This window comes from Kocuria rhizophila DC2201 (assembly GCF_000010285.1).
Lineage (GTDB): Bacteria > Actinomycetota > Actinomycetes > Actinomycetales > Micrococcaceae > Kocuria > Kocuria rhizophila_A.
The window spans coordinates 674,139-687,398 of record NC_010617.1 but is presented as its reverse complement, the minus strand read 5'-3'; the positions used below and the strand labels follow the sequence as shown (position 1 = coordinate 687,398).

General features: G+C 66.1%; 22 protein-coding genes. All 22 read right to left on the bottom strand.

Annotated features, from left to right (window positions below):
• Positions 1–69: 69 nt before the first annotated feature.
• A complete protein-coding gene (secY, locus tag KRH_RS03070) occupies positions 70–1,383 on the bottom strand; it encodes a preprotein translocase subunit SecY (protein WP_012397707.1) in 1,314 nt (437 codons plus the stop codon).
• A 188-nt stretch (positions 1,384–1,571) separates the two neighbouring features.
• On the bottom strand, positions 1,572–2,039 hold the full coding sequence (gene rplO / locus KRH_RS03065; RefSeq protein WP_012397706.1) for a 50S ribosomal protein L15: 468 nt from the start codon (positions 2,037–2,039) through the stop codon (positions 1,572–1,574).
• Between the two features lie 2 nt (positions 2,040–2,041).
• Positions 2,042–2,248, bottom strand: coding sequence for a 50S ribosomal protein L30 (gene rpmD / locus KRH_RS03060; RefSeq protein WP_012397705.1), 207 nt, complete (start codon positions 2,246–2,248; stop codon positions 2,042–2,044).
• On the bottom strand, positions 2,248–2,973 hold the full coding sequence (gene rpsE / locus KRH_RS03055; RefSeq protein WP_041297299.1) for a 30S ribosomal protein S5: 726 nt from the start codon (positions 2,971–2,973) through the stop codon (positions 2,248–2,250). Before rpsE ends, rpmD begins: the two co-directional genes overlap by 1 nt.
• Entirely contained in the window at positions 2,970–3,341 is a 372-nt protein-coding gene (rplR, locus tag KRH_RS03050; protein ID WP_012397703.1) for a 50S ribosomal protein L18, read from the bottom strand. Before rplR ends, rpsE begins: the two co-directional genes overlap by 4 nt.
• 2 nt (positions 3,342–3,343) lie before the next feature.
• Positions 3,344–3,880, bottom strand: coding sequence for a 50S ribosomal protein L6 (gene rplF / locus KRH_RS03045; RefSeq protein WP_012397702.1), 537 nt, complete (start codon positions 3,878–3,880; stop codon positions 3,344–3,346).
• 31 nt (positions 3,881–3,911) lie between these two features.
• Positions 3,912–4,310, bottom strand: coding sequence for a 30S ribosomal protein S8 (gene rpsH, locus KRH_RS03040; RefSeq protein ID WP_012397701.1), 399 nt, complete (start codon positions 4,308–4,310; stop codon positions 3,912–3,914).
• Between the two features lie 74 nt (positions 4,311–4,384).
• On the bottom strand, positions 4,385–4,954 hold the full coding sequence (rplE, locus tag KRH_RS03035; protein ID WP_012397700.1) for a 50S ribosomal protein L5: 570 nt from the start codon (positions 4,952–4,954) through the stop codon (positions 4,385–4,387).
• A complete protein-coding gene (rplX, locus tag KRH_RS03030; protein ID WP_012397699.1) occupies positions 4,954–5,292 on the bottom strand; it encodes a 50S ribosomal protein L24 in 339 nt (112 codons plus the stop codon). The genes rplE and rplX overlap by 1 nt, the downstream gene beginning before the upstream one ends.
• Before the next feature lies 1 nt (position 5,293).
• Entirely contained in the window at positions 5,294–5,662 is a 369-nt protein-coding gene (gene rplN, locus KRH_RS03025; protein ID WP_012397698.1) for a 50S ribosomal protein L14, read from the bottom strand.
• Positions 5,663–6,164: 502 nt separating this feature from the next.
• Positions 6,165–6,452 carry a 30S ribosomal protein S17 gene (gene rpsQ, locus KRH_RS03020; protein ID WP_012397697.1) on the bottom strand — a complete coding sequence of 96 codons (288 nt, stop codon included), beginning with the start codon at positions 6,450–6,452 and terminating at the stop codon, positions 6,165–6,167.
• A complete protein-coding gene (gene rpmC / locus KRH_RS03015) occupies positions 6,449–6,745 on the bottom strand; it encodes a 50S ribosomal protein L29 (protein WP_012397696.1) in 297 nt (98 codons plus the stop codon). Before rpmC ends, rpsQ begins: the two co-directional genes overlap by 4 nt.
• A 3-nt stretch (positions 6,746–6,748) precedes the next feature.
• The gene (gene rplP / locus KRH_RS03010) at positions 6,749–7,165 is read right to left on the bottom strand and encodes a 50S ribosomal protein L16 (protein ID WP_012397695.1); all 417 of its coding nucleotides are present in this window, start codon (positions 7,163–7,165) and stop codon (positions 6,749–6,751) included.
• Positions 7,165–7,998, bottom strand: a complete 834-nt coding sequence (gene rpsC, locus KRH_RS03005; RefSeq protein WP_012397694.1) for a 30S ribosomal protein S3 — start codon at positions 7,996–7,998, stop codon at positions 7,165–7,167. Before rpsC ends, rplP begins: the two co-directional genes overlap by 1 nt.
• Positions 7,999–8,364 carry a 50S ribosomal protein L22 gene (gene rplV, locus KRH_RS03000; protein WP_012397693.1) on the bottom strand — a complete coding sequence of 122 codons (366 nt, stop codon included), beginning with the start codon at positions 8,362–8,364 and terminating at the stop codon, positions 7,999–8,001.
• A 52-nt stretch (positions 8,365–8,416) separates the two neighbouring features.
• Positions 8,417–8,698: a 30S ribosomal protein S19 gene (gene rpsS / locus KRH_RS02995; RefSeq protein ID WP_012397692.1), complete on the bottom strand. Its 282-nt coding sequence runs from the start codon at positions 8,696–8,698 to the stop codon at positions 8,417–8,419.
• A gap of 12 nt (positions 8,699–8,710) precedes the next feature.
• Positions 8,711–9,550, bottom strand: coding sequence for a 50S ribosomal protein L2 (gene rplB, locus KRH_RS02990; protein ID WP_012397691.1), 840 nt, complete (start codon positions 9,548–9,550; stop codon positions 8,711–8,713).
• A 31-nt stretch (positions 9,551–9,581) separates the two neighbouring features.
• Positions 9,582–9,887: a 50S ribosomal protein L23 gene (rplW, locus tag KRH_RS02985; protein ID WP_012397690.1), complete on the bottom strand. Its 306-nt coding sequence runs from the start codon at positions 9,885–9,887 to the stop codon at positions 9,582–9,584.
• On the bottom strand, positions 9,884–10,504 hold the full coding sequence (gene rplD, locus KRH_RS02980; RefSeq protein WP_012397689.1) for a 50S ribosomal protein L4: 621 nt from the start codon (positions 10,502–10,504) through the stop codon (positions 9,884–9,886). The genes rplW and rplD overlap by 4 nt, the downstream gene beginning before the upstream one ends.
• 5 nt (positions 10,505–10,509) lie before the next feature.
• Positions 10,510–11,166, bottom strand: a complete 657-nt coding sequence (rplC, locus tag KRH_RS02975) for a 50S ribosomal protein L3 (RefSeq protein WP_012397688.1) — start codon at positions 11,164–11,166, stop codon at positions 10,510–10,512.
• Between the two features lie 16 nt (positions 11,167–11,182).
• Positions 11,183–11,491, bottom strand: coding sequence for a 30S ribosomal protein S10 (gene rpsJ, locus KRH_RS02970; RefSeq protein ID WP_003803825.1), 309 nt, complete (start codon positions 11,489–11,491; stop codon positions 11,183–11,185).
• A 564-nt stretch (positions 11,492–12,055) separates the two neighbouring features.
• Complete coding sequence (tuf, locus tag KRH_RS02965; RefSeq protein WP_012397687.1) at positions 12,056–13,246, bottom strand: elongation factor Tu; 1,191 nt, start codon at positions 13,244–13,246, stop codon at positions 12,056–12,058.
• Between the last annotated feature and the right edge of the window lie 14 nt (positions 13,247–13,260).

Sequence of the window (13,260 nt, the reverse complement as noted above, 5' to 3'; positions counted from 1 at the left end):
CGCGCTCGACGTGACCGGGCGGCGTCGTCACCCGCCAGAGGCACCCTGACGACGACGCCGCGGCGCGGCTCAGGCGCGCAGCAGGCCCTCGTAGTGGCGCTGCTGCAGCTGGGCGTCGATCTGCTTGACCGTGTCCAGGCCCACGCCCACCATGATCAGCAGGGACGGACCGCCGAACGGGAAGTTCTGGTTCGCGCCGAAGGCCACGAGCGCGATCAGCGGGATCATGGACAGGATGCCCAGGTACAGCGCGCCCGGCAGGGTGATGCGCGAGAGCACGTAGCGCAGGTAGTTCTCTGTGGGACGGCCCGCGCGGACCCCCGGGATGAAGCCGCCGTAGCGCTTCATGTTGTTGGAGACCTCCTCCGGGTTGAACGTGATGGACACGTAGAAGTACGTGAACGCCACGATCAGCAGGAAGTAGACCGTCATGTACACGGGGTGGTCGCCGCGGGCCAGGTACGTGTTGATCCAGTTGACCCACCCGGGCACGGGGCTGCCGTCGTCGGGCATGGCGAACTGGGCCAGCATGGTGGGCAGCATGAGCATGGAGGACGCGAAGATGATGGGGATCACGCCGGCCATGTTGACCTTCAGCGGGATGTAGGTGCTGGTGCCGCCGATCGTGCGGCGCCCCACCATGCGCTTGGCGTACTGCACCGGGATCCGGCGCTGGGACTGTTCCACGAACACCACGCACGTGATGACCACCAGCCCGATCGCGCACACGCCCAGGAAGATCCCCCAGCCGCGGGTGCGCAGGATCTCACCGAGCGCGGACGGGAAGGTCGCGGCGATCGAGGTGAAGATCAGCAGGGACATGCCGTTGCCCACGCCGCGGTCCGTGATGCGCTCACCGAGCCACATGATCACGGTGGTGCCGGCCGTCATGGTGATGATCATGACCACCAGCACGAACAGGGAGTCGTCCGGGATCACCGGTAGCGGGCAGTTGCCCAGCAGGTTCCCGGAGCGCGCCAGCGAGATCACCGTGGTGGCGTTGAGCGCGGCCAGGCCGATGGTGAGGTAGCGGGTGTACTGCGTGAGCTTGGTCTGCCCCTGGGCGCCCTCCTCGTGCAGCTCCTGGAAGCGCGGGATGACCACGCGCAGCAGTTGCACGATGATGCTCGCCGTGATGTAGGGCATCACGCCGAGGGCGAAGACCGACAGCTGCAGCAGGGCGCCGCCGCTGAACAGGTTGACCAGGTCGTACGCGCCGCCCGTGGTGTTGCCCATCGCCAGGCACTGCTGGACGTTGCCGTAGTCCACCCCCGGCGCGGGGATGAAAGTCCCCAGCCGGTAGATCACGATGATCCCGAGCGTGAACAGCAGCTTGTTGCGCAGCTCCGGCGTGGTGAACGCCCGCGCGAAAGCACTGAGCACTGGTCCTCCTCCAAAAATGTGGTGGCCCGGGAGGTCCCGGCCCCGGGCAAGTCTAGCGAAGGATGCGCGGCAGCCCTGTGGCCCGCCGCAGAGGCATCCCGGGAAAGCAGTGGGCCCCGCGCCGTCGAGACGGCACGGGGCCCACTCCAGTTCAGGGACTCACCCTACAACCGGATGCTGGAAACGGGTCACGCGTTCTGCGTGGAACCGCCGGCCGCGGAGATCTTCTCGGCCGCGGAGGCCGAGAACTTGTCCGCGGTGATGTTCAGGGCCACGGAGATCTCCCCGCTGCCCAGCACCTTCACCGGCTGGTTCTTGCGTACTGCGCCCTTGGACACGAGGTCCGCGACGGTGACGGTGCCACCCTCGGGGAACAGCTCCGCGAGACGGTCCAGGTTGACCACCTGGTACTCCACGCGGAACGGGTTCTTGAACCCGCGCAGCTTCGGCAGACGCATGTGCAGCGGCAGCTGCCCGCCCGCGAAGCCGGCCTTGACCTGGTAGCGCGCCTTGGTGCCCTTGGTACCGCGACCCGCCGTCTTGCCCTTGGAGGCCTCACCGCGGCCAAGACGGGTCTTGGCCTGGTGCGATCCGGGGGCCGGACGCAGGTGGTGAACCTTCAGAGCGTGGCGCTTGTTCTGGGTGTTCTCAGCCATGCTCAAGCCTCCTCAACCTCAACGAGATGGGTCACCGTGTTGATCATGCCCACGGTGGCCGCATCGGCCTTGCGCTCCACGACCTGGCCGGGGCGCTTGAGACCCAGCGAACGCAGCGTGTCGCGCATGTTCTGCTTCTGACCGACCACGGAACGGACCTGCTTGACACGCAGGGTCGCGCCGGTGGCCTGGATGCGCTTTCCGTTCATCAGGCACCTGCCTTCTGGATGTCACGCAGCAACGGCGCCGGGACGACCTCGTCCATGGGCAGGCCACGGCGGGCCGCCACGGACGCGGGCTCCTCGAGCTCACGCAGCGCCTGGATGGTCGCGTGCACGATGTTGATCTGGTTGGACGAGCCGAGCGACTTGGACAGCACGTCGTGGATGCCGGCGCACTCGAGCACCGCACGCACCGGACCGCCGGCGATCACACCGGTACCCGGGGTGGCGGGACGGAGCATGACGACGCCGGCCGCGGCCTCACCCTGCACGCGGTGCGGGATGGTGCGGTCCTCCACACGCGGGACGCGGAAGAAGTTCTTCTTCGCCTCCTCGACGCCCTTGGAGATGGCCGCGGGAACTTCCTTGGCCTTGCCGTAGCCCACGCCCACCATGCCGTTGCCGTCGCCGACGACCACGAGAGCGGTGAAGCTGAAGCGACGACCGCCCTTCACGACCTTCGACACGCGGTTGATGGTGACGACGCGCTCGAGGAACTTGTCCTTCTCCTCGTCACGCCCGCCACGACCACCACGGCCGCCGCGGTCGTTGCGCGAACCGCGCTCGTTGCGGCCACCGCGCTCGTTGCGACCGCCGCGGGCACCGCGGTTGTCGTCGGAACCACGCTGCGAGGCGTTCGCCCCGGCAGTCTCGTTGGAACCGTTGGTGGCTTCGCTCACCTGAGTTTCCTTCTCGTTCTTCTGCTCGCTCACAGCGCCAGACCTCCTTCACGGGCACCCTCGGCCACCGCGGCCACACGGCCGTGGTACTTGTTGCCGCCGCGGTCGAACACGACGGTCTCGATCCCCGCGGCCTTGGCGCGCTCGGCGATCAGCTCACCGATGCGCTTGGCCTTGGCGGTCTTGTCGTCGGACGACGCACGCAGGTCGTTCTCCATGGTGGACGCGGAGACCAGGGTGAAGCCCTTGTCGTCGTCGATCACCTGGGCGACCATGTGGCGGGTGGAACGCGTGACCACCAGACGGGGGCGCAGCGCGGTTCCGGCGATGTGCTTGCGAACGCGACGGTGACGCCGCGCGCGCTGGGCAGCCTTCGACTTTCCCTTGATTACGAGAGCCATGATTACTTACCAGCCTTTCCGGCCTTGCGGCGGATCTGCTCGCCCGCGTAGCGGACACCCTTGCCCTTGTAGGGATCGGGCAGACGCAGGGAGCGGATCTTCGCGGCGACCTGGCCAACCTGCTGCTTGTCGATACCGGAAACGGTGACCTTGTTGTTCCCCTCGACGGACAGCGTGATGCCGTCCGGCGCGGAGAAGGGAACCGGGTGGCTGTAGCCCAGAGCGAACTCCAGGTCGGCCCCCTTGGCCTGCACGCGGTAACCCGTGCCCACGATCTCCAGCTGCTTGGTGTATCCCTCGGACACACCCTGGATCATGTTGGCGATCAGGGAACGCGTGAGACCGTGCAAGGAGCGGGACTCGCGCTCGTCGTTGGGGCGGGACACCTGAACGGTGCCGTCCTCCACGACCACCGTGATGGGTGCCGAGACAGTGTGGGTCAGCGTGCCCTTGGGGCCCTTGACCGACACCGCGGAACCGTCCACGGAAACCTCCACACCGGCGGGCACAGAGATCGGGAGACGTCCAATACGTGACATGTCTTCTTCCTTTCTTCTTCTGTGCTACCGGTTACCAGACGTACGCGAGGACTTCCCCGCCCACGCCCTTCTTGCCGGCCTGCTTGTCAGTGAGCAGTCCGGAGGACGTGGAGAGGATCGCGATGCCGAGGCCGCCGAACACCCGGGGGAGGTTCGTGGACTTCGCGTACACGCGCAGGCCCGGCTTGGAGATGCGGCGCACACCAGCAATCGAGCGCTCACGGTTGGACCCGAACTTCAGCGACAGGGTCAGCGTCTTGCCGACCCGCGCGGGCTCCTCGGACCAGTCCGCGATGTAGCCCTCGGCCTTGAGGATCTCCGCGATCCGAGCCTTCAGCTTGGAGTACGGCATGCTCACGGTGTCGTGGTAGGCGGAGTTCGCGTTGCGCAGACGCGTCAGCATGTCTGCGACGGGATCTGTCATTGTCATGTGGGCTTCAGCCCTTCCTCGCCACGGTTTCCCTGCCGGTTGCAGCCCGCAGGGACCTTCTGGCGTCGATGGAATTAGTTGGTCTTGAACGGGAAGCCGAGCGCCTTGAGCAGCGCACGACCCTCGTCGTCGGTCTTGGCGGACGTGACCACGGTGATGTCCATGCCACGCACGCGGTCGATCTTGTCCTGATCGATCTCGTGGAACATGGACTGCTCCGTCAGACCGAAGGTGTAGTTGCCGTTGCCGTCGAAGTGACGGTCGGACAGCCCACGGAAGTCACGGATGCGCGGCAGCGCGAGCGTGACCAGGCGGTCCAGGAACTCCCACATGCGGTCGCCGCGCATGGTGACGTGCGCGCCGATCGGCATGCCCTCACGCAGCTTGAACTGCGCGATGGACTTCTTGGCACGGTTGATCACGGGCTTCTGGCCGGTGATGGCGGTGAGGTCCTTGATGGCGTTGTCCACCAGCTTGGAGTCCTTGGCCGCCTCGCCCAGTCCCATGTTGACCACGACCTTGACCACGCGCGGCATCTCCATGACGTTCGCGTAGCCGAACTGCTCCTGAAGCGCCGGAGCAACGGTCTCCTGGTACTTGGTCTTGAACCGGGGGGTGAACTTGGTTTCGGTCGTTTCGCTCATCACAGATCCTTGCCGGTGCTCTTGGACACGCGAACGCGGACGGTCTTCTGCTTGCCGTCGCGCTCCACGGTCTCGGTGCGGTAGCCCACACGGGTCGGCTTGCCGGTCTCCGGGTCCCCGAGCATCACGTTGGAGATGTGGATGGGAGCCTCGGACTTGACGAGGCCGCCGGCTTCGCCCTGGGCGTTGGCGCGCTTGTGCTTGGTCACGACGTTCACACCCTCGACCACCACGCGGGAGGTCTCGGTGATCACGCGCAGGACCTTGCCCTGCTCGCCCTTGTTCTTGCCGGTGATGACCTGCACGAGGTCGCCGGTCTTGATCTTGAATTTAGCCATGTCAGAGCACCTCCGGAGCCAGCGAGACGATCTTCATGAACTTCTTGTCGCGCAGCTCGCGGCCCACGGGGCCGAAGATGCGCGTGCCGCGGGGGTCCCCGTCGTTCTTCAAGATCACTGCGGCGTTCTCGTCGAAACGGATGTAGGAACCGTCGGGACGGCGCCTCTGCTTCTTGGTACGGACCACAACCGCCTTGACAACGTCGCCCTTCTTGACGTTGCCGCCGGGGATGGCGTCCTTGACGGTGGCGACGATGACGTCACCAATGCCTGCGTAACGGCGTCCGGATCCACCGAGCACACGGATGGTGAGAATTTCCTTCGCACCCGTGTTGTCGGCAACCCGCAGCCGCGATTCCTGCTGAATCACTGAATACTCCTGTCGTCGCGCCGGTTCTCATCCAAACCTGCTGAATGTCGAGCCTTGCGGAACGGTGGTCGTGTGAACGCTCCCCGCCACGGTGTCCCCCGAGGCCGTAGGAGGGGCCCGGGGCGCTGCGCGGAGTTTGCACGCGGTGATCGCACATGTGGGCGAGGGATCTCGCCGAGCTGCCCTGCCCGGATCCGGTGCTGAGCGCAGAATCAACGGGCAAGTTCTCGCAGCGTTCGCACCGAGCGGGTGCGGCGCCTTCCGCGGCGGACCGCGGGACTTGCCGCCAACGGGCACGCACCTCGAGGGCGCGGCGTTGGTCGTGGATTCTGACTCAGCAGGGTCGAAGCCAGAAGGGCACACGTGTGACGACACGCGTACCGGCCTAATCTACCGCATGCAGGGGGCGAACTCCAATCAGCCGGGGCCCTCCCCCGGAACGGGCTCAGCCCCCGCCCGGCAGTGCCGGACGGGGGCTGAGACACGATCTCGCGGAAAGGACCTACTTGGCCTTCTCGACGATCTCCACGACCCGCCAGTTCTTGTTGGCGGACAGCGGACGGGTCTCGACGATGCGTACGAGGTCCCCCACGCCGCAGGAGTTCTCCTCGTCGTGGGCCTTCACGCGCTTGGACTTGCGCAGGACCTTGCCGTAGAGCGCGTGCTTGACGCGGTCCTCGACCTGGACCACCACGGTCTTGTCCATCTTGTCGGAGACCACGTAGCCCTGGCGGGACTTGCGGTCACCGCGCTCGGCCGCGGCCGTTTCGTTGTTGACCTGCTCGCTCACTTGGCATCATCCTCAGACTTGGCAGCCTTCTTCGAGGCCTTCTTCTCGGTCTTCGCGGCAGCCGGCGCCACGTCCTCGCGGATGCCGAGCTCGCGCTCGCGCAGGACGGTGTAGATCCGGGCGATGTCGCGCTTGACGGACTTCAGCCGGGTGTTGCTCTCGAGCTGACCGGTCGCAGCCTGGAAGCGCAGGTTGAACAGCTCTTCCTTGGACTTGCGCAGCTGGTCGGTGAGGGCACCGGTGTCAAGAGCCGCAAGGTTGTCCATGTTCAGATCCTTGGATCCAATAGCCATTGATCATTCACCGCCTTCGCGACGCACGATGCGTGCCTTCATCGGGAGCTTGTGGATTGCCAGGCGCAGGGCCTCACGGGCCACGTCCTCGCTCACGCCCGAGATCTCGAACATGACGCGTCCGGGCTTGACGTTGGCGATCCACCACTCGGGGGAACCCTTACCGGAACCCATGCGGGTCTCGGCGGGCTTCTTGGTCAGGGGACGGTCCGGGTAGATGTTGATCCAGACCTTGCCGCCACGCTTGATGTGGCGGGTCATGGCGATACGCGCGGCCTCGATCTGACGGTTCGTGACGTACGCCGGGCTCATCGCCTGGATGCCCCACTCGCCGAACGTGACCTGGGTTCCGCCCTTGGCCTGACCGCGACGACGCGGGTGGTGCTGCTTGCGGAACTTCACACGACGTGGGATAAGCATTACTTACCACCCTCTGCGTTGTTGGCCTCCGCAGCGCTGTTCTGCTGGGGGGCGGCGGCGGAGTCGCGCTCACGGCGCCCGCCACGATCGTTACGGTCATTCGGGCGACGACGACGCTCGCCACCGCCACCGCCGCGACGGTCGTTGCGACCCCGCGAGGAGGGAGCAGCGGCCTGCTGGGCAGCGAGTTCCTTGTCGGTCAGGTCGCCCTTGTAGATCCAGACCTTCACGCCGATGCGGCCGAAGGTGGTCTTCGCCTCGAAGAAGCCGTAGTCGATGTTCGCGCGCAGGGTGTGCAGGGGCACACGGCCTTCGCGGTAGAACTCCGAGCGGGACATCTCGGCGCCGCCCAGACGGCCGGCGCACTGGATGCGGATGCCCTTGGCGCCCGCGCGCTGCGCGGACTGGATGGCCTTCTTCATGGCGCGGCGGAACGCGACACGGGAGGCCAGCTGCTCGGCCACGCCCTGCGCGACGAGCTGGGCGTCGATCTCCGGGTTCTTGACCTCGAGGATGTTGAGCTGGATCTGCTTGCCGGTGAGCTTCTCGAGCTCGCCGCGGATGCGGTCCGCCTCGGCACCGCGGCGGCCGATCACGATGCCCGGACGTGCCGTGTGGATGTCCACGCGGACGCGGTCACGGGTGCGCTCGATCTCGACCTTGGAGATCCCGGCGCGGTCCATGCCCTTGGACATGAGCTCGCGGATCTTGACGTCCTCGCGGATGTAGTCCTTGTAGCGCTGACCCGGCTGGTTGGAGTCGGCGTACCAGTGCGAGACGTGGTCGGTGGTGATGCCCAGACGGAATCCGTTGGGGTTGATTTTCTGTCCCACTTAGCGGACCTCCTCCTTCTCCGGGGTCGCCACGACCACGGTCACGTGGCTCGTGCGCTTGTTGATGCGGAACGCACGGCCCTGGGCACGCGGCTGGAACCGCTTCATGGTGGGTCCCTCGTCCACGAAGGCCGCGGAGACCACGAGGTCTTCCGGCTTGAACGCGAGTCCCTCGCGGTCGGCCTTCTGCCGGGCGTTGGCCACGGCGGATTCGAGAACCTTGAACACCGGCTCGGAAGCTGCCTGGGGGGCAAACTTCAGAATCGCCAATGCCTCATTCGCCTGCTGGCCACGAATCAGGTTGACGACGCGCCGGGCCTTCATAGGCGTCACGCGGATGTAGCGCGCAGATGCCTTGGCTTCCATTGCTTTCCTTCTCTCGTCTTGTCGAAGAAGTGCAGCGTTGCGACCGCGAGGGTCAGCGACGCTTGCCCTTCTTGTCGTCCTTCACATGGCCGCGGAACGTGCGGGTGGGCGCGAACTCGCCGAGCTTGTGCCCGACCATCGACTCCGTGATGAAGACCGGAACGTGCTTGCGTCCGTCGTGCACGGCGATCGTGTGGCCGAGCATGTCGGGGATGATCATCGAGCGGCGGGACCACGTCTTGATGACGTTCTTGGTGCCCTTCTCGTTCTCCTTGGCGACCTTCACGAAGAGGTGCTGATCAACGAAAGGGCCCTTTTTGAGACTGCGTGGCATGGTTCAGGCTCCTTAGCGCTTGTTCTTGCCGGTACGACGGCGACGCACGATGAGCTTGTCGCTTTCCTTGTTGGGGCGACGGGTGCGTCCCTCGGGCTTGCCGTTGGGGTTGACCGGGTGGCGACCACCGGAGGTCTTGCCCTCGCCACCGCCGTGGGGGTGGTCCACGGGGTTCATGACGACGCCGCGCACGGTCGGGCGGACGCCCTTCCAGCGGTTGCGGCCGGCCTTGCCCCAGTTGATGTTCGACTGCTCGGCGTTGCCGACCTCGCCGATGGTCGCGCGGCAGCGCACGTCCACGTTGCGGATCTCACCGGAGGGCAGGCGCAGCTGGCCGTACTTGCCCTCACGGGCGACGAGCTGCACGGAGGCACCTGCGGAGCGGGCGAGCTTGGCTCCCCCACCCGGACGCAGCTCCACCGCGTGCAGGACGGTGCCCACCGGGATGTTGCGCAGCGGCAGGTTGTTGCCGGGCTTGATGTCCGCGTTGGGGCCGGACTCCACCACGTCACCCTGCTGGAGACGGTTCGGCGCGATGATGTAACGCTTGGTGCCGTCCACGTAGTGCAGCAGGGCGATGCGGGCGGTGCGGTTGGGGTCGTACTCGATGTGAGCGACCTTCGCGTCCACGCCGTCCTTGTCGTGACGACGGAAGTCGATCACGCGGTACTGGCGCTTGTGCCCACCGCCCTTGTGGCGGGTGGTGATGCGGCCGGTGTTGTTGCGGCCGCCCTTCTTGGGCAGGGGACGCACCAGCGACTTCTCGGGCGTGGTGCGCGTGATTTCTACGAAGTCCGCAACCGACGAGCCACGACGGCCCGGGGTTGTCGGCTTGTGCTTACGGATAGCCATGATTTGAGTTCCTCGTTAAAGTGGTCTCCGCTCAGGAGAGCGGACCGCCGAAGATGTCGATGGAGCCTTCCCGGAGGGACACGACGGCACGCTTGGTTGCCTTCCGCTGTCCCCAGCCGAAGCGAGTGCGCTTGCGCTTGCCGGGACGGTTGAGGGTGTTCACGGACGCGACCTTGACACCGAAGATGTGCTCGATCGCGTACTTGATCTCGGTCTTGTTCGCGGAGGGGTCCACCTGGAAGGTGTACTTGCCCTCGTCGATCAGGCCGTAGGACTTCTCGGAGACCACGGGACGGATGATGACGTCGCGCGGGTCCTTGTTGTAGATAACGCTCACTTGGCGTCCTCCTGCTTGCTACCGGACGCGGCTGCGACGAACGACTCGTAGGCGGCCTTGGTGAAGACCACGTCGTCCGAGACGAGCACGTCGTACGTGTTGAGCTGGTCCGCGTACACCGCGTGCACGTTCACCAGGTTGCGCACGGACAGCGCGGCGTTGTCCTCGCCGCGGCCCAGCACGACCAGCAGGTTCTTGCGCTCGGAGATGGAGCGCAGCGCCTGCTTGGCGGCCTTGGTGGACGGCTCGGCGCCGCCCAGCTCGGCGACCACGTGGATGCGGCCGTTGCGGGCCCGGTCGGAGAGGGCACCGCGCAGTGCGGCGGCCTTCATCTTCTTGGGGGTCCGCTGCGAGTAGTCGCGCGGCGTGGGGCCGTGCACCACGCCACCACCGGTCATGTGCGGGGCGCGGATGGAGCCCTGACGAGCCCGGCCGGTGCCCTTCTGCTTGAACGGCTTGCGGCCGGCGCCGGAGACCTCTGCGCGGGTCTTGGTCTTGTGCGTGCCCTGACGGGCAGCGGCCAGCTGGGCGACGACGACCTGGTGCAGCAGCGCCACGTTGGTCTGTGCGTCGAAGATCTCAGCGGGCAGCTCGACGTTGACGGTTTCAGTTGCCATGGGTATCAAGCTCCCTTCACGGTGGAACGGACGAGGACGACCGATCCCTTGGGGCCCGGCAGGGCGCCCTTGATGAGCAGCAGGGAGTTCTCGGCGTCAACGGCGTGCACGGTCAGGTTCATGGTGGTGTGACGGGCGTTGCCCATCCGGCCAGCCATGCGCATGCCCTTGAACACGCGTGCGGGGTACGACGCGCCGCCGATGGAGCCCGGCTTGCGGTGGTTCTTGTGCGCACCGTGGGAAGCACCCACGCCGGAGAAGCCGTGACGCTTCATCACACCGGCGGTGCCCTTGCCCTTGGTGGTGCCGACCACGTCGACCTTGGCGCCGGCCTCGAAGAGCTCGACGGACAGTTCCTGTCCCAGCTCGTACTCGGCGGCATCGGAAGTACGGAGTTCGACGACGTGGCGGCGGGGCGTCACGCCTGCAGCGGCGAAGTGGCCGGCCAGGGGCTTGGTCACCTTGCGGGGATCGATCGCACCGAAGCCGATCTGGACGGCGTTGTAGCCGTCCTTGTCCGTGTTGCGCAGCTGCGTCACGACGTTGGAGTCGGCCTTGACCACGGTCACCGGCACGAACTTCCCGTTCTCGTCCCAGACCTGGGTCATGCCGAGCTTGGTGCCCAGCAGGCCCTTCACCTGGCGTTCGAAAGTGGTAGTCATTGGGATGCGATCCTTTTTACAGCTTGATTTCGATGTTCACGTCAGCCGGCAGGTCGAGACGCATGAGCGAGTCGACAGCCTTGGGCGTGGGGTCGATGATGTCGATCAGCCGCTTGTGTGTGCGCATCTCGAAGTGCTCACGGCTGTCCTTGTACTTGTGCGGCGAGCGGATCACGCAGTACACATTCTTCTCGGTGGGCAGCGGGACGGGTCCCACCACCGTGGCGCCTGCGCGCGTCACCGTCTCAACGATCTTCCGGGCCGAGACGTCGATGACCTCGTGGTCATAGGACTTCAGCCGGATGCGGATTTTTTGTCCCGCCATGGCGTCGTGACTCTCTTTCTTCAAGTACTTCCCTGTATGGGGTCCTGGGACCCCTTGTGTCCGGCGGCCTCTGCCGCCACCCCGCACAGACTGAATCCGGGTTCTCCCGGGTTCCTCACCCTGCCGAGGCTCCGGCACCCGAACTCGGGCGTGTCGCGCTGGGCGACGAGGCCGAGTCCACACAGTGATGCGGTGCCGGTGAAGTGCTGCTGTTCGCGGCGCGGTCGCGCGGAGCTGCGTGCATCGCGGTTGCTTCGGCTGCACACGTGCTCTGCACCCGGTTCTCGCGATGGACGTTGCGTTCATGACGAGCGCGCGTGGAACTCGCGCCGCTGAGCGAACAACAGCGACCATTCTGCCAGAGATCAGCGGGTGGGCGCAAACGCGGTCTCCCCCGCCGGCCCCACCACTCTTGCAAGCCCGATGGGGCAGGCTCGCTGGACGCGTGCCGCAGCTTCCCGGCATCAGCGCGGGCCCCGGGCACGCGAAAGCCCCGCGGTTCGTGAGAACCACGGGGCTTTCGGGAGGACCGGCTCAGCGCACGGTCCCGATCATCGGGAGGTCTTACTTGATGATCTTGGTCACGCGGCCGGAGCCCACGGTGCGGCCACCCTCACGGATGGCGAAGCCGAGGCCCTCCTCCATGGCGATCGGCTGGATCAGCTCGACCGTCATCTCGGTGTTGTCGCCGGGCATGACCATCTCGGTGCCCTCGGGCAGGGTGATGACGCCGGTCACGTCCGTGGTGCGGAAGTAGAACTGCGGACGGTAGTTCGAGTAGAACGGGTTGTGACGCCCGCCCTCTTCCTTGGACAGGATGTAGACGTTGGCCTCGAAGTCGGTGTGCGGGGTGATGGAACCCGGCTTGCACACGACCTGGCCGCGCTCGACGTCGTCACGCTTGAGACCGCGCAGCAGCAGGCCGCAGTTCTCGCCCGCCATGGCCTCGTCCATCTGCTTGTGGAACATCTCGATGCCGGTGACCGTGGTCTTCTGCACGGGGCGGATGCCCACGATCTCGACCTCGGAGTTGATCGGCAGGGTGCCGCGCTCGGCGCGACCCGTCACCACGGTGCCACGACCGGTGATGGTGAAGACGTCCTCGATGGGCATGAGGAAGGGCTTGTCGGTGTCGCGGACGGGGTCCGGCACGTTCTCGTCCACGGCCTCCATGAGGTCCTCGACGGACTTGACCCACTGGGCGTCGCCCTCGAGGGCCTTCAGAGCGGAGACGCGCACCACGGGGGCGTTGTCGCCGTCAAAGCCCTGGTCCGACAGCAGCTCGCGGACCTCCATCTCGACGAGGTCGAGCAGCTCTTCGTCGTCCACCATGTCGGACTTGTTCAGCGCCACCAGCAGGTAGGGCACGCCCACCTGGCGGGCGAGCAGCACGTGCTCGCGGGTCTGCGCCATGGGGCCGTCGGTGGCGGCGACCACGAGGATCGCGCCGTCCATCTGAGCGGCACCGGTGATCATGTTCTTCACGTAGTCGGCGTGGCCCGGGGCGTCGACGTGCGCGTAGTGGCGCTTGTCGGTCTGGTACTCGATGTGCGCGATGTTGATGGTGATGCCGCGCTGCTTTTCCTCCGGGGCGGAGTCGATGGCACCGAAGTCGCGCTGCTCGTTGACGTCCGGGTACTTGTCGGCCAGGACCTTGGAGATCGCAGCGGTGAGCGTGGTCTTGCCGTGGTCAACGTGGCCAATGGTGCCAATGTTGAGGTGCGGCTTGTTGCGCTCGAACTTGGCCTTCGCCATGATGTGTTCCTCCT